We start from the raw sequence: 17,479 nt of genomic DNA, 5'->3' as shown, positions 1-17,479 counted from the left end.
CGCCAGTATCGCTGGCGGGACCGGTCATCCGCACCGGCCTTCACGCGATCTTGATCAGATCGCAGTCACCCCTGTCCATGAATACGCGTCACGTGGGTCTTCGGTTCCTTCGGGGGACCCGTGTCGTGTTCGGCGGCGGCGGAGCTCACTCACCCCGCGGCGAAGTGCCCGCGCACCCTTCGCTGCACGTCGGCGTCCGCCCCCAGCCGGTCCAGGCCCAGCAGCGCGGCCCCCAGCACCGGACGCTCCCGTACGACGCTCGCCACCGCCTTCGGCGCCCGCGCGGCAAGGAGCTCCCGTACCCCGTCGTCCAGTCGTCCGTGGCCCGCGGTGAGAACGCCTCCCCCCAGAAGTACCGGGGTCTCCTCCTCCAGAAGGTCCAGACGGGTCAGTGCCACCGTCGCCATCGACACCACCTCCTGCGCCAGCCGGTCGACGATCGCGCGCGCCACCGCGTCCCCGTCCCGCGCCGTGGCGAAGAGGACCGGGGTCAGTTCGTGGCGGCGGGACGGGGGGATGTGCTCCAGATGGAACGCCTCGATCAGGGCGTACATGGACGGCAGGGCGAAGTGGGACGGGAGCGCGTCGGTGAGGGCCGTCGGTCCGCCCCTGCCGTCCTCCGCCCTCGCCGCGTGCCATATCGCCTCCTCGGCCAGACCCCAGCCGCCGCCCCAGTCACCGGAGAGGCGGCCGAGGGCCGGGAAGCGGGCGGTGCGGCCGTCGGGGCGCATGCCGACGCAGTTGATGCCGGCGCCGCAGACGACGGCCACCCCCCGGGGTTCGGCGACGCCCGCCCGCAGGATGGCGAACGTGTCGTTGCGGACGTCCACCGAGGCGCCCCACGCGCGCGCGTGCAGGGCCGTCGCCAGCTGCTCCTCCTCCACCGGCAGGTCGGCGTTGGCCAGACAGGCCGAGACATGGACCACCGAGTCGACGCCGGCTGCCGTGTACGCGCGCGTGACGGTGCCGGCCAGGGCGTCCACCGCCGCCGTCACGCCCACGGCGGGCGGGCGGAAGCCGTCGCCGCGGGCCGTGGCGAGGACCGTCCCGTCGGCCGCCACGACCGCGACGTCCGTCTTGCTGTTGCCCGCGTCGATGGCGAGCACGCTTGCCGTCAGGCCCACGCGAGATGCTCCCGGTTGTGTGCGATCAGCTGGTCGGTCAGCTGCTCGGCGTACTCGTACTGGGCGATCAGGGGGTGGGACAGCAGGGCCTTGAACACCCGGTCGCGGCCGCCGTGCAGGGCCGCCCGCAGGGCCAGGTCCTCGTACGCCGTCACGTTCGCCGTCAGGCCGGCGCAGAGCGGGTCGAGGGGTGGCACCGGCAGCGGGGACGGGCCCTTGGGTCCCACCGCCGCCTGGACCTCGATCACCGCGTCGTCCGGGAGGAAGGGCAGCGTGCCGTTGTTGAGGGTGTTCACCACCTGGTAGGGGCTTCCGCTGCCGGTCAGCAGCGCCGCCGCCAGATCCACCGCCGCCTCCGAGTAGTAGGCGCCGCCGCGCTTCGCCAGCAGCTCCGGCTTCTCGTCGAGGGCCGGGTCGGCGTACAGCGACAGCAACTGCCGTTCCATCGCGGCCACTTCCGTCGCCCTGGACGGCTTCGTACGGAGCTCCCGTACGACCTCGTCGTGCGCGTAGTAGTAGCGCAGGTAGTAGGAGGGGACCGTGCCCAGCCGGTCCAGGAGCACGCGGGGCAGGTGCAGATCGGCGGCGATCGTGTCGCCGTGGGCGGCCAGGAGGCCCGGCAGCACGTCCTCGCCCTCGGGGCCGCCCAGCCGCACCCCGGTCTCCCAGGTGAGATGGTTGAGGCCCACGTGGTCCAGGTGGACCTCGGCCGGGGTGACGTCGAGCAGAGCGGCGAACTTCCGCTGGAGGCCGATCGCCACGTTGCACAGGCCGACCGCCTTGTGGCCGGCCTGGAGGAGCGCGCGGGTGACGATGCCGACCGGGTTGGTGAAGTCGATGATCCAGGCGTGCGGGTTGGCCCGGCGGACCCGTTCGGCGATGTCCAGGACCACCGGAACGGTCCGCAGCGCCTTCGCGAGGCCGCCCGCGCCCGTCGTCTCCTGCCCGACGCAGCCGCACTCCAGCGGCCATGTCTCGTCCTGCTCGCGGGCCGCCTGGCCGCCGACGCGGAGCTGGAGCAGCACGGCGTCGGCGCCCTCGACGGCCGCGTCCAGGTCGGACGTCGTCACGATGCGGCCCGGGTGGTCCTGCCGGGCGAAGATCCGGCGGGCCAGGCCGCCGACGAGGTCCAGGCGGTCGGCCGCCGGGTCGACGAGGACGAGCTCCTCGACGGGGAGGGTGTCGCGCAGGCGGGCGAAGCCGTCGACGAGTTCGGGTGTGTAGGTCGAGCCGCCGCCGACCACGGTGAGTTTCATGGCTTGTTAACCCTTTACTCCGGTGAGGGTGACACCTTCGACGAACGCCTTCTGGGCGAAGAAGAACACGAGGATCACGGGTGCCATGACCAGCACGGTGGCCGCCATGGTGAGGTTCCAGTCGGTGTGGTGCGCGCCCTTGAAGGATTCCAGGGCGTAGGAGAGGGTCCACGCGTTCGGATTTTCGGAGGCGTAGATCTGCGGTCCGAAGTAGTCGTTCCAGGCGGCGAAGAACTGGAAGAGGGCGACGGCGGCGATGCCGGGCTTCGCCATCGGCAGCACGACCTTCAGCAGGGTGCGCAGATCCCCGCAGCCGTCCACCTTCGCGGCGTCCAGGTACTCGTTCGGGATGGTCAGCAGGAACTGGCGCAGCAGGAAGATCGAGAACGCGTCGCCGAACGCCAGCGGAATGATCATCGGCCACAGCGTGCCCGACAGGTCCAGCTGCTTGGCCCAGAACAGGTACATCGGGATGACGACCACCTGCGGGGGCAGCATCATCATCGAGATCACCAGCATGAGCGTCAGATTGCGGCCCCGGAAGCGGAACTTGGCCAGCGCGTACGCCACCGGGATCGACGAGACGACGGTGAGGACCGTGCCCAGTCCCGCGTAGATCAGCGTGTTGCGCCACCAGGTGAGGAAGCCCGGGGTGTCGAAGACCTTCCGGTAGTTGGCCCACTCCCAGGTGTGCGGGACCAGGTCCCGGCTGAGCGCCTGGGAGTCGCTCATCAGGGACGTCAGGAGCACGAACACGAACGGGAGGGTGAAGAAGAGGGCCGCGGCCACGCCGAGGGAGTGGACCGCGATCCATTCCAGCAGCGCCCTGCGGCGGGCCGTGCGCTCGGCGGGCGAGGAGGGTGTCCGCAACTCCGCCGGCCGGTCCAGTACGTGGGTCATGGGGGTCAGTCACCTGCCTGGATGAGACCGCCCCGGCGCCGCATCAACAGCGCGGTGAACGCCATCGACAGGGCGAACAGCACCAGGGCCACGACACAGGCCGAGCCGTAGTCGAAGCGCTGGAAGCCGAGGTTGTAGACGAGTTGGGGAAGGGTGAGCGTGGAGTGCTCGGGGTAGCCGGGCTCGAACATGGTGCCCGCGCCCTGGATCACGCCCGAGGCGACCTTTCCGGCGACCAGGGGCTGTGTGTAGCACTGCATCGCCGCGATCACGCCGGTGACGACCGCGAACATGATGATGGGCGAGATGTTGGGGAGGGTGACGAACCGGAACCGCTGCCACGCCGAAGCGCCGTCCAGTTCCGCGGCCTCGTACTGCTCCTTCGGTACGTCGAGCAGCGCGGCCATAAAGATGACCATGAGATCGCCGACCCCCCACAGGAACATCAGGGTCAGGGCGGGCTTGGACCAGTTCGGGTCGTTGAACCAGCCCGGCGCCGGGATGCCGACGTTCTCCAGGATCGAGTTGACCGGGCCGGTGCCGGGGTTGAGGAGGAAGGCGAAGGCCATGGTGGCCGCCACCGGCGGGGCGAGGTAGGGCAGGTAGAAGAGGGTGCGGAAGACTCCCGTACCGGTCTTGATCTTCGTGATGAGCATGCCGATGCCGAGCCCGAACAGAACCCGCAGGGTCACCATGATCACGACGAGCCACAGCGTGTTGCGCAGGGCGGGCCAGAAGAACGGGTAGTGCTCGAAGACGTACGTCCAGTTCTTCGTGCCGCTCCACGTCGGCGGCCTGAAACCGTCGTAGTGCATGAACGAGAAGTAGACCGTCGAGATCATCGGGTACGCGAAGAAGACCGCGAAACCGATCAGCCAGGGGGACAGGAAGGCGAGGGTGCGCAGCGCCGAGCGCCGGTGCTTCGCCCGCAGCGTGTGGGTGGCCGCCATCGCTACTTCGCCTGCGCGATGTCCGTGTCGATCTGCGACGCGGCCTTCTGCAGGCCGGCCTTCAGGTCGGTGACCTTGCCGCTCTCGTAGTCGTAGCCGAGCTGCTGCACGGTGGTGAGGTAGACGCCGCCGTTGATCGACGCGGGGGAGGTGGTCGAGTTCGGGTTGGCGGCGATGTCCAGGAACGTCTTGAAACGCGCGTCGTACTTCAGGTCGGGGGACTTCAGGGCGGCCAGGGTGGACGGCACGTTGTGAATGGCGTTGGAGAAGGCGACGACCGCGTCCGTGTCGGTGGTCATGTACTTCACCAGCTCCCAGGCCGCGTTCTGCTTCTTGCTGGTGGCGGCGATGCCGGCGATGGTGCCGGTGATGTAGCCCTTGCCGTACTGGGCCGCCTGGTCGTCCGGGACGGGCAGCGGGGCGACGCCGATCTCGAAGTCGGGCTTGGCGTCGAGGGCCATGCCCAGCCGCCACTCGCCGTCGAGCTGCATGGCGACCTGACCGGTCTGGAAGGGATGCTTGGGGCCCCACTCGTCGCCGAGTGTGGAGCGGAAGGTCTCCAGCTTCTTGAACCCGCCGAGGTCGTCGACGAGCTTCTTCTGGACGGTGAAGGCGGACGCGACGGCCGGGTCCGTCGCGATGGTCGACTTGCCGGCCGTGTCGAAGTACGTCGGGGAGAACTGGCCGAGGTAGTGCTCGGTGGTCGTCTCCCAGCCGTGGTAGTTCGGCATGAAGCCGAGCTGCTTGAAGGTGTTCCCCTGGGTGATCGTCAGCTTCTCGGCGTCGGCCGCGAACTCGGACCAGGTCTTGGGCGGAGCGGTGATGCCCGCCTTCTCGAACGCCGTCTTGTTGTAGTAGAGGCCGTACGCGTCGCCCAGCAGCGGGGCGGCACAGCGGTTGCCGTCGAACTGGGTGTACTCGTTCATGGCCTTGGGGAAGGTCGTGGACGGGTCGATGTCCGCCTTCTCGAAATACGGGTTGAGGTCGACGAGGGCGCCCGACGAGCAGAACTTGCCGACGTTGTTGGTGGTGAAGGACGAGATGACGTCCGGCGCCTTGGTCCCGCCCGCGCGCAGCGCCTGGTTGATCTTGTCGTCGGTCATGTTGCCGACGACGTTCACCTGGATGTTGGGATGCGCCTTCTCGAAGCCGGCGATCAGTGACTTCACCGCCTTCACCTCGTTCGGCGCGCTCCAGGCGTGCCAGAAGGTGAGGGTCGTCTCCTTCGACGCGTCGTCGTCGGAACCGGTCGCGGACTGGCCGGTACAGGCGGTGGTGCTCAGCAGAAGGACCGTGGAGGCGGTGAGGGCAAAAGCCGCCTTTCGGACGACTTCGGATATGCGTGTGGGCATGGCGGAGCCTTCCAGGGACAGGTCGGGGTGAATGAGATGCGCTGAGATGGAGCGAGATGGAGCGAGTGGAGCGGGGTGAGGTGAGGGTCCGGGGAGGGGTGGTGGTGCGGCTAGCGGGAGGTGTCGAAGACCTCGTCGCGGGTGGCCGCCAGCGCGCTCTCCAGCGCGCCGCGCAGCACGGGCCGTTCGGTCACGTCGCCCATGACCAGCTTCGGCCGGGACGCGGCCAGCTCCTCCAGCTCGTCCTGGACGAGGGCGCGCAGCACCTCGCCGCCGGCGGTCAGGGAGGCGCCGCTGAGGACGACGAGTTCGGGGTCGAGTACGGAGACGAGCGAGGCGAGACCGGTCGCGAGCCGGGTCGCGTACGTCTGGAGCAGCTGCCGGTGCGGGGCGGTGTCCTCGGCGGCGGCCCGCTCGACGAGCGTGGCGGCGGCCTCGGCGTACGGCCCGGACGGGATGTCGGTGATGCCGAGCTCCCGGGCCAGCCGTGGGACGGCCTGCGAGCCCGCCAGCTCCTGGAAGCCGCCGCTGTTGGCCTTGGTCACCTGCCGGACCAGAGGCGCGCCCGGGACCGGCAGGAAGCCGACCTCTCCGGCGCCGCCGGTCCAGCCGCGGTGCAGCCGGCCGCCGAGGACGAGGGCGGCGCCGAGGCCGCCTTCGTTCCACAGCAGGACGAAGTCCTCGTGGCCGCGTGCCGCGCCCAGGCGCTGCTCGGCGACGGCGGCGAGGTTGACGTCGTTCTCGTACTCGACCGGCATCGGCAGGGCCGCGGCGAGTTCGTCGAGCAGCGCGGGGGAGTGCCAGCCGGGCAGGTGGGAGGCGTAGCGCAGGCGGCCGGTGGTGGGGTCGAAGGCGCCGGGGGTGGCGACGACCAGCCGTCGCACGTCGGCCCGGGTGAGGCGCGCGGCCTTCACCGCGCCGTCGAGGGCGTCGGTGACCTGCCGTACGACGGCGTCGGCGGTCTTCCGGCCGGGCGTGGGCACCTCGAACGTGCCCACGGTCCGGCCGGTCGCGTCGGCGACGGCGGCCAGCACGCGTTCGGGAGTGACGTCGAGCCCCGCGGCGTACGCGGCGGCCGGGTTGACCTCGTACAGCTGGGCGTTGGGGCCGGGGCGCCCCTCGGTGGTGCCGGTCGCGAGCACCAGTCCCGCCGCTTCCAGCCGGGCCAGCAGCTGGGAGGCGGTGGGCTTCGACAGGCCGGTGAGCTTGCCGATGCGGGTGCGGGACAGGGGGCCGTGCGCCAGCAGGAGGTCGAGGGCGGCGCGGTCGTTCATGGCGCGCAGGACGCGTGGGGTGCCCGGCGTACCGGCGGTTCCTGCCATGGGATCGACACCTGCCTTTCTGAACGGCCCAGCTTCTCAAGTCCGCCGGACGCAAGTCCACATCCGGCCACTGTTAGGAAAGGTTCCTATCGGTTGGCAGGAACGTAGACCCGTCACGAAGGGGACGTCAAGGAGTGAAAGGGTGAACGCCCCCGAGGCAACAGAGTCGTTACTTCGCGGGCGCGGCCGTCGGCAGGGCCCGACACGCCGGAAGGCCGCACCCGGAACCCCCCGGGTGCGGCCTTCCGGCGTACGGGCTACTTCGCCGGGGTCACCGGCCGGGGCTGTGCGAGCGGAGCCGCCGCCGCCACCTGCGGCGAGTCCGCGTTGGAGAACACCGACGGCGCCGCCACCGAGGCCGTCGGGTCGGCCGGATCCTCCGTGGCGGGAGCGGTCGCGCCGCCCACGATGCGGATGTCGGCCGCGTCGAAGGCACGCTTGACCCGCCAGCGCAGCTCCCGTTCCACGACCAGGGCCTTGCCGGGCATCGTCTTCGCGGAGACGCGCACGACCATCGAGTCGAGCAGGACGCTGTCCAGGCCGAGCACCTCGATCGGGCTCCACAGGAGCTCGTTCCAGGGCTCCTCCTTGCTCATCTTCTCGGCGACCTCGTCCAGCGTGGCCTTGACCAGGTCGAGGTCCTCGGACGCCTTGACGGTCACGTCGACACCGGCCGTCGCCCAGCCCTGCGAGAGGTTGCCGATCCGCTTGACCTCGCCGTTGCGGACGTACCAGATCTCACCGTTCGCACCACGCAGCTTCGTCACGCGCAGACCCACCTCGATGACCTCACCGGTGGCCACCCCCGCGTCGATCTGGTCGCCGACGCCGTACTGGTCCTCCAGGATCATGAAGACACCGGAGAGGAAGTCCGTGACCAGGTTGCGCGCGCCGAAACCGATCGCCACGCCCGCGACACCGGCGGAGGCCAGCAGCGGGGCCAGATTGATCTCGAAGGTGCCCAGCACCATCAGGGCCGCCGTGCCGAGGATCACGAAACTCGCCACCGAACGCAGCACCGAGCCGATCGCCTGTGAGCGCTGACGCCGCCGCTCGTTGTTGACCAGCAGCCCGCCCAGCGCCGTGCCGTCCACCGAGGAGACGGTGCGGTTCATCCGGTCGATCAGCTTGGTGATCGCCCGCTGCACCACCACTCTCAGCACCACCGCGATCACCAGGATCAGCAGGACGCGCAGACCGATCGCCAGCCAGGTCGACCAGTTCTGCTCGACCCAGCTGGCCGCGTTCGTCGCGCTCTCCTGGGCGTCCTGGAGGGACGGGACGGTCACCGCGGTCGGCGACTCCGAGGGAGTCGGGGACGGTGACGCGTCGGCGGCCAGTAGGACGGCGGGCAAGGACACGGCAGGAACCTCCAGGTGCTGCACTGCTCCATTCGGCGCGGCGGTCAAGGGCGACACGCGCTGCAAGGTCACGGAAAGGTCACCGAACGGGCAGAACCACCACACTAACGGGGCATTGTGTGTGGTTCGGCGAGTTCCGTGAAGGAGAGACAGTCCTCACCTGGGCTTGAACAGGCCATGATCCGGGGGAGACATCAGGTGTGGTCGAAAACACTCCCAGCCCGTTACCGGGACATGGTGGCGCGTCCACCAGGCAAGAGGGGACACTGACCACAGATCGTCCCGGCGCGAGCCACGCGCCGCCGACGCCCAAGGAGGCATCCGTGCCGCATGTCCTGGTCCTCAACGCGTCGTACGAGCCGCTCGGCGTCGTACCGCTCCGCCGTGCGCTCGTCCTCGTCCTGGAGAACAAGGCGATCTCCCTCGAGGAATCCGGCGCCTTCCTGCACAGCGCGACCGTCACAGTCCCCGCACCCAGCGTGGTCCGGCTCAAGCGATTCGTCCGGGTTCCCTATCGGGGGCCCGTTCCTCTGACCCGGCGGGCGCTCTTCGCCCGGGACGGGGGCCGGTGCATGTACTGCGGTGGCGTCGCAACCAGCGTCGACCACGTCATCCCGCGCAGTCGCGGGGGCAAGCACGTGTGGGACAACGTCGTGGCGTCCTGCCGCCGCTGCAACCACGTCAAGGCCGACCGGCACCTCGTCGAGATCGGCTGGCGGCTGCGCCACAAACCCGCGCCGCCCTCCGGACTCGCCTGGCGCATCATCGGTACCGGGCACAGGGACCCGCGCTGGCTGCCCTACTTGCAGCCGTTCGGCGCGGACGACGCACTGGCCCGGATCGACGGCATCAGCGCCTGACGATCCGGGTCTTCGCATGGCGGGCGGCGCCCGCCCGCCCGCGTCCGCACATCGCGTCACGAGCGGCCCCGGCCGGAGGTGACGGACCCGCGGTGACGGACCCGCGGTGACGTACCCGCGGTGACGGGCTTCAGGGGGTTCCCTGTGCCCCCGGATCCGAAGCGGCGTGCCGGTGCCGTCCCCGTACTCATCCCGTGGGCCGTGGGCCGTGGGCCGTGAGCCGAGTCGTGCCTGCCGTCACGCGCGTCGTCTGCGGCGCGGTTACGGCCTGGCGCGATCGGGCGGGCGGGGCCGGAGCTGCCTCGCGCAGGGCGGGCTTGCTCGGCGTGCGGCGTCGTCCGTCCTGGTTCCGGCGCGCCGGTCCGTCGTGTCGGCGCGGGCCGCGGGAGGGGGTGGCGGCGTGTAATGACGTGAGGACGTCTGTCCCCGCGTCCACTGGGTAGGGCTGGGGGTAACCGATGCCGTACTGATGAGGAGGCCACCGTGATCGCACCGGCCCGCTCCAAACGCCTGGCGGAGCACTCCGCCGCCACCGCCGTCGAGCTCGAGAACCCCTGCCTCTGCGCCTTCAGCGCCGAGGGCGCCTACGCCGAACTGCCGCTGACCAGCGAACCCCCGCTGCCCGACGCCGAGCCCCTGACCAGCGAGCCGCCGTTCGCCGTCGCGGACTCCGACTCCACGAGGCCCTAGATGACCGCGCCCCCCGGAGAGGAGCTCGCCCGGCTCGCCGCCCTGCACGGCGTCGCCACCTCCTACCAACCCTCCCCGGACCGTACGGTCACCGCCTCGGCCGGTGCCGTCACCCGTGCCCTGGCCGCCCTCGGCGTCGACGCGGGCACCCCGAAGGCCGTACGTGCCGCGCTCGCCGCCCGGGAACGGGAGCTGCGCGAGCGGCTGCTGCCGCCGACGGTGGTGTGCTGGCGCGGAAGCCCCTGCGAAGCGCTCACCGCCCTCCCCCGGGGCACCGCCCTGCGGGTGGAGACCGAGCAGGGCGAGTGCCGCGACTCCGTCGAGCGACTCCCGCTGGGAGTACACCTCTTGACGGCCAGCGCGCCCGACGGGCGGACCGGCCGCGCCCATCTCGTCGTCGCGCCGCCCCGCCTCCCCACGCCTTCGGGACGCTCGTACGGACTCCTCGTCCAGCTGTACTCCCTGCTCTCCCGGCGCTCCTGGGGCATGGGCGACCTCGGTGACCTCGGCGAGCTGACCGCCTGGGCCGGTCGGGCGCTCGGCGCCGGGTTCGTGCAGGTCAACCCCTTGCACGCGGCCGTACCGGGCACGCCGACCGACCCCTCCCCGTACCGTCCCTCCTCGCGCCGCTTCCCCGATCCGGTGCATCTGCGGGTCGAGGACGTCCCCGAGTTCGCGTACCTCCAGGACGCCGGGGATCCGCGTTCCGCGTTGCTCGAACGCGCCGGACGACTGCGCGAAGCCGTCCTGGAAAAGGGCGAGTTGATCGACCGGGACGCCGTGTGGGAACTGAAGCGCGAGGCGCTGGAGCTGGTCGCCCGGGTACCGCTCGGGCCCGGCCGGCGCGCCGCCTACTGCGACTTCCTCGCCGAACAGGGTCAGGCCCTGGAGGACCACGCCACCTGGTGTGCGCTCGCCGAGGTGCACGGATCGCAGTGGCGGCGGTGGCCGGCCGGGCTTCAGGACCCGCGCTCCGCCGAGACCACCCGCGCCCGCGGCGAGTTGATGGACCGCGTCGACTTCCACTCCCGCCTCGCCTGGCTCACCGACGCCCAGCTCACCGCCGCCCAGCGCGCGGCGCGGGAGGCGGGCATGCCGGTCGGGATCGTGCACGACCTGGCGGTCGGCGTGCATCCCGAGGGCGCCGACGCGTGGGCGCAGCAGGAGTACTTCGCCGCCGGCATGTCGGTCGGCGCACCGCCCGACGCCTTCAACGCGCGCGGCCAGGACTGGGGCCTGCCGCCCTGGCGTCCGGACCGGCTGGCCGCCTCCGGGTACGCGCCCTACCGACGGCTCCTCCAGGCACTCTTCCGGTACGCAGGCGCCCTGCGCATCGACCACGTCATGGGCCTGTTCCGCCTGTGGTGGGTCCCCCAGGGCGAGCCGCCGACCGAGGGCGCGTACGTCCGCTACGACGCCGAGGCCATGCTCGCGGTCCTGGTACTGGAGGCCTCCCGGGCCGGTTCGGTGGTGATCGGCGAGGATCTCGGCACCGTCGAGCCGGGTGTGCGCGAGACGCTGCGCGAACGGGGGGTGCTGGGTACGTCCGTACTGTGGTTCGAACGGGACTGGGACGGCGACGGGCGCCCCCTTCCCCCCGACCGCTGGCGCGACGACTGCCTGGCCACCGCCACCACGCACGACCTGCCGTCCACCGCCGCCCGGCTCACCGGCGACCACGTCGAACTCCGGGACCGGCTGGGCCTCGCGACCCGCCCGGTCGAGGAGGAGCGCGCGGAGGCGGCCAACGACACGGCGGAGTGGCTGGCCACACTCACCCGTCTCGGACTTCTGGCCGGCACCGGCGGCAGCGACCTCTCCTCGGAGGAGGCCGAGGTCCAGGCCGTCCACCGCTTCCTGCTGCGCACCCCCGCCCGCATGATCGGCGTCTGGCTCCCGGACGGCGTCGGCGACCGCCGCCCGCAGAACCTTCCCGGCACCTGGGACCAGTATCCGAACTGGCGACTGCCGATCGCGGACGCGGCGGGCCGCCCGGTGACCTTGGAGGAGCTGGCCGCCTCGCCGAGGCTGCGGGCGCTGATCGAGGTGCTACGGGAGGAGCAGGACCCTCCCGGTGCTGCCCCCGGGGACAAGCACGGCCCGCCGCCCTTGGGGACTCCCCCTGCGGAAGCCTGAGCGGCGGCTGCCGTGCCGAAGCCTGGGCGGAGCCGAGCGGAACCTGAGCGCCGTGCCGAGCGGAACCTGAGCGGCGCCGACGCCGTGCCGTGTAAGGCCCGACCGGCAGCCCGACCGGGAGCCGGGGGGGGGAGGTCGTGGGTGAGGTGGGCGGGCCTTTCGATGCCGTCACGGCGTTCGGCGGTGGCGGTCCCTGCAACGGCCGTACGAGCGCCCCGCGCCTCATACGGCACCCCGGGCGCGCGCTCCCCGGCACCGTTCGCTAACTTGGGCACCGTGGACAAGAAGAACGCCCTGCGCGCCGGCGCCCTGGCTGCCGGTACGACGCTGATGATGCTGCTCATGTCGTCCCCCGCGCTCGCGCTGACCCGCGACGACGGTGACGACCCCGGCCCGGGTCTGAGCGTCGGCGAGACGCTGGGCCTCTATGTGGTGGCCCCCCTCGCCCTGTTCGCGCTCATCGCCGGCCTGGTGTGGGTGCTGGACAGGTCGAAGGACAGGCACGACCCCACCAGCTCCAACATCACCGTCAAGGGCCAGGCCTAGGCCTGGGCCTGGCTCGCGGCCCCCTGACTCACGGCCCGGCCTCGGGCCCGAGGGCGTCGGCCCCTTCCCGTACGACATGCGCGTACGGGGAGGGGCCGACGCCCTCGACGCGTTCAGGGGTGCCGTTCGGCCTGGTAGGTGTCGAGGAGGTCGGCGGGCGCATGGCCGCCGACCACCTGGGCGACTTCCAGCCGAGGTCGGCCGCCTCCTGGAGGCCGGTGTCCACGGGTCGCCGGAAGCTCGCGGTCAGCCGTCAGGTCGGCTCGTCGGTCAACATGCGGTCCAGGCCGCCGACAAGGTACTGCGGCGTGGTGGCAGGTCGGCTCCTCGGTCAGCCCTCAGGTCGGCTCCCCGGCCCTGCCTTCGGACCGGCTCGTCGAGCGCACCGGCTCAACTCCCGGGGGTCTCCGTCGTCAGCAGCAACTCTCGCAGCAGCTCGGCCAGTTGACGGACCCGTTCGGTGTCCAGGGCGGCGGTCAGGGCCTCGGTCTGGGTGGCGAGGCCCGCGCCGACCGCCTGGTCGACGAGCTCCAGCCCCTTCTCGGTCAGCGTCACCTGGAGGCCCCGCCGGTCGTGCGGATCGGGGGAGCGGCGCAGCAGCGCGGCCCGCTCCAGCTTGTCGAGGCGGCCGGTCATGCCCCCGGTGGTGAGCATGAGCGTCGCCGACAGCTCGCGGGGTGAGAGGGTGTAGGGCTCGCCGGAGCGGCGCAGCGTGGCGAGTACGTCGAACTCGCCGCGTCCGATGCCGAGAGCCGAGTACGCCTTCTCCATGCGGTCGCCCATCGCGCGCGCGAGCCGGGAGATCCGGCCGAAGACCTCCATGGCGCCGGTGTCGAGGTCGGGGCGGACCGTCGCCCACTGATCGATGATCGCGTCGACCGGGTCCTTGCGCGGGGGCTGCGGGCTGCTCATGGGACGAGTATCCCCCCGATTCCGATCAGCCACGAGAAAGTAGCTCGCTACCAAGCTGCTTGTCGCTAAGCCGCTTGACGCTAAGTCGCTTAGCGCTAAGCTAATTCCATGAAGAGGTCCACGACCGTCCTGCTGACCGCTCTCGCCCCCGTCTCCTGGGGCACCACCTACGCCGTCACCACCGAGTTCCTGCCCGCTGACCGGCCGCTGTTCACCGGCCTGATGCGGGCCCTGCCCGCCGGGTTGCTGCTGCTCGCCCTCGGCCGGGTCCTGCCGCGCGGCGTCTGGTGGGGGAAGGCCGCGATACTCGGCGCGCTGAACATCGGCGCCTTCTTCCCGCTCCTCTTCCTCTCCGCGTACCGGCTGCCCGGTGGCATGGCGGCGGTCGTCGGCTCGGTCGGGCCGCTGTTCGTCGTCGGTCTCTCGGCGCTGCTGCTGGGGCAGCGGCCGGCCGCCAGGACGGTACTGGCAGGGGTCGTGGCAGCGTTCGGGGTCAGTCTGGTGGTGCTCAAGGCGGCCGGGGCGCTGGACCCGCTCGGCGTGCTCGCGGCGCTCGCGTCCACCGCCTCGATGTCGGCCGGAACGGTGCTCACGAAGCGGTGGGGCCGCCCGGACGGCGTCGGTCCGCTCGCCCTCGCCGGCTGGCAGCTCACGGCGGGCGGCCTGCTCATCGCCCCGCTCGCCTTCCTTCTCGAAGGCGCTCCGCCCGCCCTGGACGGCCGTGCGGTCGGTGGCTACCTCTACCTCGCCCTGGCGAACACGGCGGTCTCGTACTGGCTCTGGTTCCGGGGCATCGGCCGGCTCACCGCGACCCAGGTCACCTTCCTGGGCCCGTTGTCCCCGCTGACCGCGGCCGTCGTCGGCTGGGCCGCCCTCGGGCAGGCGCTGACGCCGCTCCAGCTGACGGGCATGGCGCTGGCCTTCGGCGCGACGGTGGCGGGCCAGCTGAGGGCCGGCGGAACTGCCGTACGCACGTTCGCACCGGCGGCAGGCGGGGCTCGCGAGGACCGGCCGAGGACGACAGGTCCGGCGCTCCGGCGGTGAGCGCGGCCCGACCCGCCCCGGCCCGGCCCGGGACGGCAGAGGGCGCCCGATGCGACATCGGGCGCCCTCTGTTGCGCAGGAACCTCCAGCGCAGGAACCGCTGACCAGGAACCTCCGGACCAGCAACCCCTGAGCAGCAACCCCTGACCAGGAACGTCCGCAGCGGGAACCCTGAGCCGGGGCCGCCGCGGGGTCCGGCGGGGGCTACTGCGCGTCGGCCGCCTGGGCCTTCAGCGCGCGTTCCACGCCCGCGCGGGACTCGGAGACGAGGCGGCGCAGGGCCGCGTTCGGCTCGGCGGAGGCCAGCCAGGCGTCCGTCTTATCCAGGGTCTCCCGGGAGACCTGGACCGTCGGGTAGAGACCGACCGCGATCTGCTGGGCGATCTCGTGCGAACGGGAGTCCCAGATGCCCTTGACGACCTCGAAGTACCGGTCCGTGTACGGCGCGAGCAGCTCACGCTGGTCGGTCTGGACGAAGCCGCCGATGACGGCCTCCTGTACGGCGTTCGGCAGCTCGTCGGATTCCACGACCGACGCCCACGCCTCCGCCTTGGCCTCCGGGGTCGGCCGGGCGGCCCGCGCGGTCGCCGCGTGCCGCTCACCGGCGGCCGTCTTGTCCCGTTCGTACTCGGCGGCGATGTCCGCCTCGTCGAAGGTCCCCACGGCCACCAGCCGCTGCACGAACGCCCAGCGCAGCTCGGTGTCGACGGCCAGGCCCTCGATGGTCTGGCCGCCGTCGAGCAGCGACTCCAGGAGGTCGATCTGCTCCGGCGTGCGGGCGGTCGCCGCGAACGCGCGCGCCCAGGCCAGCTGGTGGTCGCTGCCCGCCGCCGAGGACCGCAGGTGCGCCAGCGTGGCGTCCGTCCAGCGGGTCAGCAGGGTCTCGCGGGCGGCCGGGGCGGCGTACAGGTCGATGGCGAGCTTGACCTGGCGGTGCAGCGACTGGACCACCCCGATGTCGGACTCCTTGCCGATGCCGGACAGCACCAGGGACAGGTAGTCGCGGGTGGGCAGTTCGCCGTCCCGGGTCATGTCCCAGGCGGACGCCCAGCACAGGGCGCGCGGCAGGGAGGACTCGAAGTCGCCGAGGTGCTCGGTGACGAAGGCGAGCGACTGCTCGTCGAGGCGGACCTTGGCGTACGACAGGTCGTCGTCGTTGAGCAGGACGACGTTCGCACGGCGCTTGCCGACCAGCTGCGGTACGGCCGTCAGCTCGCCGTCGATGTCCAGCTCCACGCGCTCGTCGCGCACCAGCTTGCCGCTGGTGGCGTCGAGTCCGTACAGGCCGACGGCGATGCGGTGCGGGCGCAGGGTCGGCTCGCCCTTGGCGCCGGCCGGGAGCGCCGGGGCCTCCTGGCGGATCGCGAAGGACGTGATGACACCCTCGGCGTCCGTCTCGATCTCGGGACGGAGGATGTTGATGCCCGCGGTCTGGAGCCACTTCTGCGACCAGGTGCCGAGGTCACGGCCGGAGGTCTCCTCCAGCGCGCCGAGCAGGTCGGACAGACGCGTGTTGCCGAACGCGTGCTGCTTGAAGTAGGCCTGCACGCCCGCGAAGAACTCGTCCATGCCGACGTACGCCACGAGCTGCTTCAGGACGGACGCGCCCTTGGCGTAGGTGATGCCGTCGAAGTTGACGAGGACGTCGTCCAGGTCGCGGATCTCGGCCATGATCGGGTGGGTGGACGGCAGCTGGTCCTGCCGGTACGCCCAGGTCTTCATGGAGTTGGCGAACGTCGTCCACGAGTGCGGCCAGCGCGACTGCGGGTAGTACGCCTGGCAGGCGATGGAGGTGTACGTGGCGAACGACTCGTTCAGCCACAGGTCGTTCCACCACTCCATGGTGACCAGGTCGCCGAACCACATGTGGGCCAGCTCGTGCAGGATCGTCTCCGCGCGCAGCTCGTAGGCCGCGTCGGTGACCTTCGACCGGAACACGTACTGGTCCCGGATGGTGACCGCGCCCGCGTTCTCCATCGCGCCCGCGTTGAACTCCGGCACGAACAGCTGGTCGTACTTCTTGAACGGGTAGGCGTAGTCGAACTTCTCCTGGAACCAGTCGAAGCCCTGCCGCGTGACCTCGAAGATCGCGTCCGAGTCGAGGAACTCGGCGAGGGAGGGCCGGCAGTAGATGCCGAGGGGGACCGACTGCCCGTCCTTCTCGTACACGCTGTGGACGCTGTGGTACGGCCCCACGATGAGCGCGGTGATGTAGCTGGAGATCCGCGGGGTCGGCTCGAAGGCCCAGACGTCGTCCTTGGGCTCGGGCGTCGGGGAGTTGGAGATGACGGTCCAGCCGGTCGGCGCCTTCACGGTGAACCGGAAGGTGGCCTTGAGATCCGGCTGCTCGAAGGACGCGAAGACGCGGCGGGCGTCCGGCACCTCGAACTGCGTGTACAGATAGGCCTGTTCGTCGACCGGATCGACGAACCGGTGCAGACCCTCACCGGTGTTGGTGTACGCGCAGTCGGCGACGACCCGCAGGACGTTACGGCCCTCCAGCAGGCCCGGCAGCGCGATCCTTGAGTCCTTGAAGAGCCCCGCCGCGTCGAGCGTGTCACCGTTCAGCGTGACCTCGTGGACGGTCGGCGCCACCAGGTCGATGAAGGACTCCGAGCCCCCCTCCGCGACGTCGAAGCGCACCGTCGTGACGGACCGGTAGGTCCCGCCCTCCTGCGCGCCGGAGAGGTCGAGATCGATCTCGTAAGAGTCAACGCTGAGCAGCTTCGCCCGTTGCTGTGCCTCTTCGCGAGTCAGGTTTGTGCCAGGCACGCGGTCATCTCCTCGGATATGTGTCGGTTGCGTCATCCTTCCACGGGACACCTGCCCGAGGCGACGACCTTATGGGCGGCCCTCCGGCCACCCCCGAGGCGACAGGGGGTCCGCGCCGGCCGTCGCCGGGACGGTGTGGAAGGGGTCCGCCCCGCGCCGTGCGGACCGCGCGGCGTCGGCCTCGGCCTTCGCCGCTCTGACCGGCGGCCTGAGCGCGACGTCCGGATTCCGCCGGTGAGGCCGGCCGGCGAGCG

Annotated in this window: 15 protein-coding genes; 5 read left to right on the top strand and 10 right to left on the bottom strand. The window is 71.3% G+C overall.

Annotation, left to right across the window (positions count from 1 at the left end):
* Positions 1-149: 149 nt before the first annotated feature.
* The 7 genes from QF030_RS16100 to QF030_RS16070 all read right to left on the bottom strand — a co-directional run bounded on the left by QF030_RS16100 (position 150) and on the right by QF030_RS16070 (position 8,265).
* Entirely contained in the window at positions 150-1,124 is a 975-nt protein-coding gene (locus QF030_RS16100; protein WP_307163367.1) for an N-acetylglucosamine kinase, read from the bottom strand.
* The gene (locus QF030_RS16095; protein WP_307163366.1) at positions 1,115-2,380 is read right to left on the bottom strand and encodes a 6-phospho-beta-glucosidase; all 1,266 of its coding nucleotides are present in this window, start codon (positions 2,378-2,380) and stop codon (positions 1,115-1,117) included. The genes QF030_RS16100 and QF030_RS16095 overlap by 10 nt, the downstream gene beginning before the upstream one ends.
* A 6-nt stretch (positions 2,381-2,386) precedes the next feature.
* Positions 2,387-3,280 (bottom strand): carbohydrate ABC transporter permease, encoded by an 894-nt coding sequence (locus QF030_RS16090; protein WP_307163365.1) that lies wholly within the window; start codon positions 3,278-3,280, stop codon positions 2,387-2,389.
* Between the two features lie 5 nt (positions 3,281-3,285).
* Positions 3,286-4,230 carry a carbohydrate ABC transporter permease gene (locus tag QF030_RS16085; RefSeq protein WP_307163364.1) on the bottom strand — a complete coding sequence of 315 codons (945 nt, stop codon included), beginning with the start codon at positions 4,228-4,230 and terminating at the stop codon, positions 3,286-3,288.
* Between the two features lie 2 nt (positions 4,231-4,232).
* Positions 4,233-5,582 carry an ABC transporter substrate-binding protein gene (locus tag QF030_RS16080; protein ID WP_307163363.1) on the bottom strand — a complete coding sequence of 450 codons (1,350 nt, stop codon included), beginning with the start codon at positions 5,580-5,582 and terminating at the stop codon, positions 4,233-4,235.
* Between the two features lie 110 nt (positions 5,583-5,692).
* A complete protein-coding gene (locus tag QF030_RS16075; RefSeq protein ID WP_307163361.1) occupies positions 5,693-6,904 on the bottom strand; it encodes an ROK family transcriptional regulator in 1,212 nt (403 codons plus the stop codon).
* A 257-nt stretch (positions 6,905-7,161) separates the two neighbouring features.
* Positions 7,162-8,265 carry a mechanosensitive ion channel family protein gene (locus QF030_RS16070; RefSeq protein ID WP_307163360.1) on the bottom strand — a complete coding sequence of 368 codons (1,104 nt, stop codon included), beginning with the start codon at positions 8,263-8,265 and terminating at the stop codon, positions 7,162-7,164.
* A 323-nt stretch (positions 8,266-8,588) separates the two neighbouring features.
* Here QF030_RS16070 and QF030_RS16065 point away from each other — a divergent pair, with 323 nt between their 5' ends.
* From QF030_RS16065 to QF030_RS16050, 4 genes are all read left to right on the top strand, one after another.
* Positions 8,589-9,125 (top strand): HNH endonuclease, encoded by a 537-nt coding sequence (locus QF030_RS16065; protein ID WP_307163359.1) that lies wholly within the window; start codon positions 8,589-8,591, stop codon positions 9,123-9,125.
* 483 nt (positions 9,126-9,608) lie between these two features.
* Entirely contained in the window at positions 9,609-9,815 is a 207-nt protein-coding gene (locus QF030_RS16060; protein ID WP_373428768.1) for a hypothetical protein, read from the top strand.
* Positions 9,816-11,951 (top strand): 4-alpha-glucanotransferase, encoded by a 2,136-nt coding sequence (malQ, locus tag QF030_RS16055; RefSeq protein WP_307163358.1) that lies wholly within the window; start codon positions 9,816-9,818, stop codon positions 11,949-11,951.
* A 276-nt stretch (positions 11,952-12,227) separates the two neighbouring features.
* Positions 12,228-12,497, top strand: coding sequence for a hypothetical protein (locus QF030_RS16050; RefSeq protein WP_307163357.1), 270 nt, complete (start codon positions 12,228-12,230; stop codon positions 12,495-12,497).
* Between the two features lie 28 nt (positions 12,498-12,525).
* Here the strand turns inward: QF030_RS16050 and QF030_RS16045 are convergent, their stop codons facing one another.
* Together QF030_RS16045 and QF030_RS16040 are read right to left on the bottom strand one after the other, a co-directional pair.
* Positions 12,526-12,723: a hypothetical protein gene (locus QF030_RS16045; RefSeq protein ID WP_307163356.1), complete on the bottom strand. Its 198-nt coding sequence runs from the start codon at positions 12,721-12,723 to the stop codon at positions 12,526-12,528.
* Between the two features lie 164 nt (positions 12,724-12,887).
* Positions 12,888-13,409, bottom strand: a complete 522-nt coding sequence (locus tag QF030_RS16040) for a MarR family winged helix-turn-helix transcriptional regulator (protein WP_307163355.1) — start codon at positions 13,407-13,409, stop codon at positions 12,888-12,890.
* 108 nt (positions 13,410-13,517) lie between these two features.
* On the opposite strand from QF030_RS16040, the gene QF030_RS16035 reads away from it, so the two are divergent.
* A complete protein-coding gene (locus QF030_RS16035) occupies positions 13,518-14,453 on the top strand; it encodes an EamA family transporter (protein WP_307163354.1) in 936 nt (311 codons plus the stop codon).
* A 204-nt stretch (positions 14,454-14,657) separates the two neighbouring features.
* Here QF030_RS16035 and pepN read toward each other — a convergent pair whose 3' ends face one another.
* A complete protein-coding gene (pepN, locus tag QF030_RS16030) occupies positions 14,658-17,225 on the bottom strand; it encodes an aminopeptidase N (protein ID WP_307163353.1) in 2,568 nt (855 codons plus the stop codon).
* Between the last annotated feature and the right edge of the window lie 254 nt (positions 17,226-17,479).

Source organism: Streptomyces rishiriensis, from assembly GCF_030815485.1.
Taxonomy (GTDB): Bacteria; Actinomycetota; Actinomycetes; order Streptomycetales; family Streptomycetaceae; genus Streptomyces; species Streptomyces rishiriensis_A.
Note: the sequence above shows the minus strand (reverse complement) of the source record. Positions and strands in the feature narration are given on the sequence as shown.

Bases quoted from the DNA above. Each gene is read 5' to 3' on its own strand.
- QF030_RS16095 (WP_307163366.1), bottom strand. From the start codon at position 2,380: ATGAAACTCACCGTGGTCGGCGGCGGCTCGACCTACACACCCGAACTC.
- QF030_RS16090 (WP_307163365.1), bottom strand. From the start codon at position 3,280: ATGACCCACGTACTGGACCGGCCGGCGGAGTTGCGGACACCCTCCTCG.
- QF030_RS16085 (WP_307163364.1), bottom strand. From the start codon at position 4,230: ATGGCGGCCACCCACACGCTGCGGGCGAAGCACCGGCGCTCGGCGCTG.
- QF030_RS16080 (WP_307163363.1), bottom strand. From the start codon at position 5,582: ATGCCCACACGCATATCCGAAGTCGTCCGAAAGGCGGCTTTTGCCCTC.
- QF030_RS16075 (WP_307163361.1), bottom strand. From the start codon at position 6,904: ATGGCAGGAACCGCCGGTACGCCGGGCACCCCACGCGTCCTGCGCGCC.
- malQ (WP_307163358.1), top strand. From the start codon at position 9,816: ATGACCGCGCCCCCCGGAGAGGAGCTCGCCCGGCTCGCCGCCCTGCAC.
- QF030_RS16040 (WP_307163355.1), bottom strand. From the start codon at position 13,409: ATGAGCAGCCCGCAGCCCCCGCGCAAGGACCCGGTCGACGCGATCATC.
- QF030_RS16035 (WP_307163354.1), top strand. From the start codon at position 13,518: ATGAAGAGGTCCACGACCGTCCTGCTGACCGCTCTCGCCCCCGTCTCC.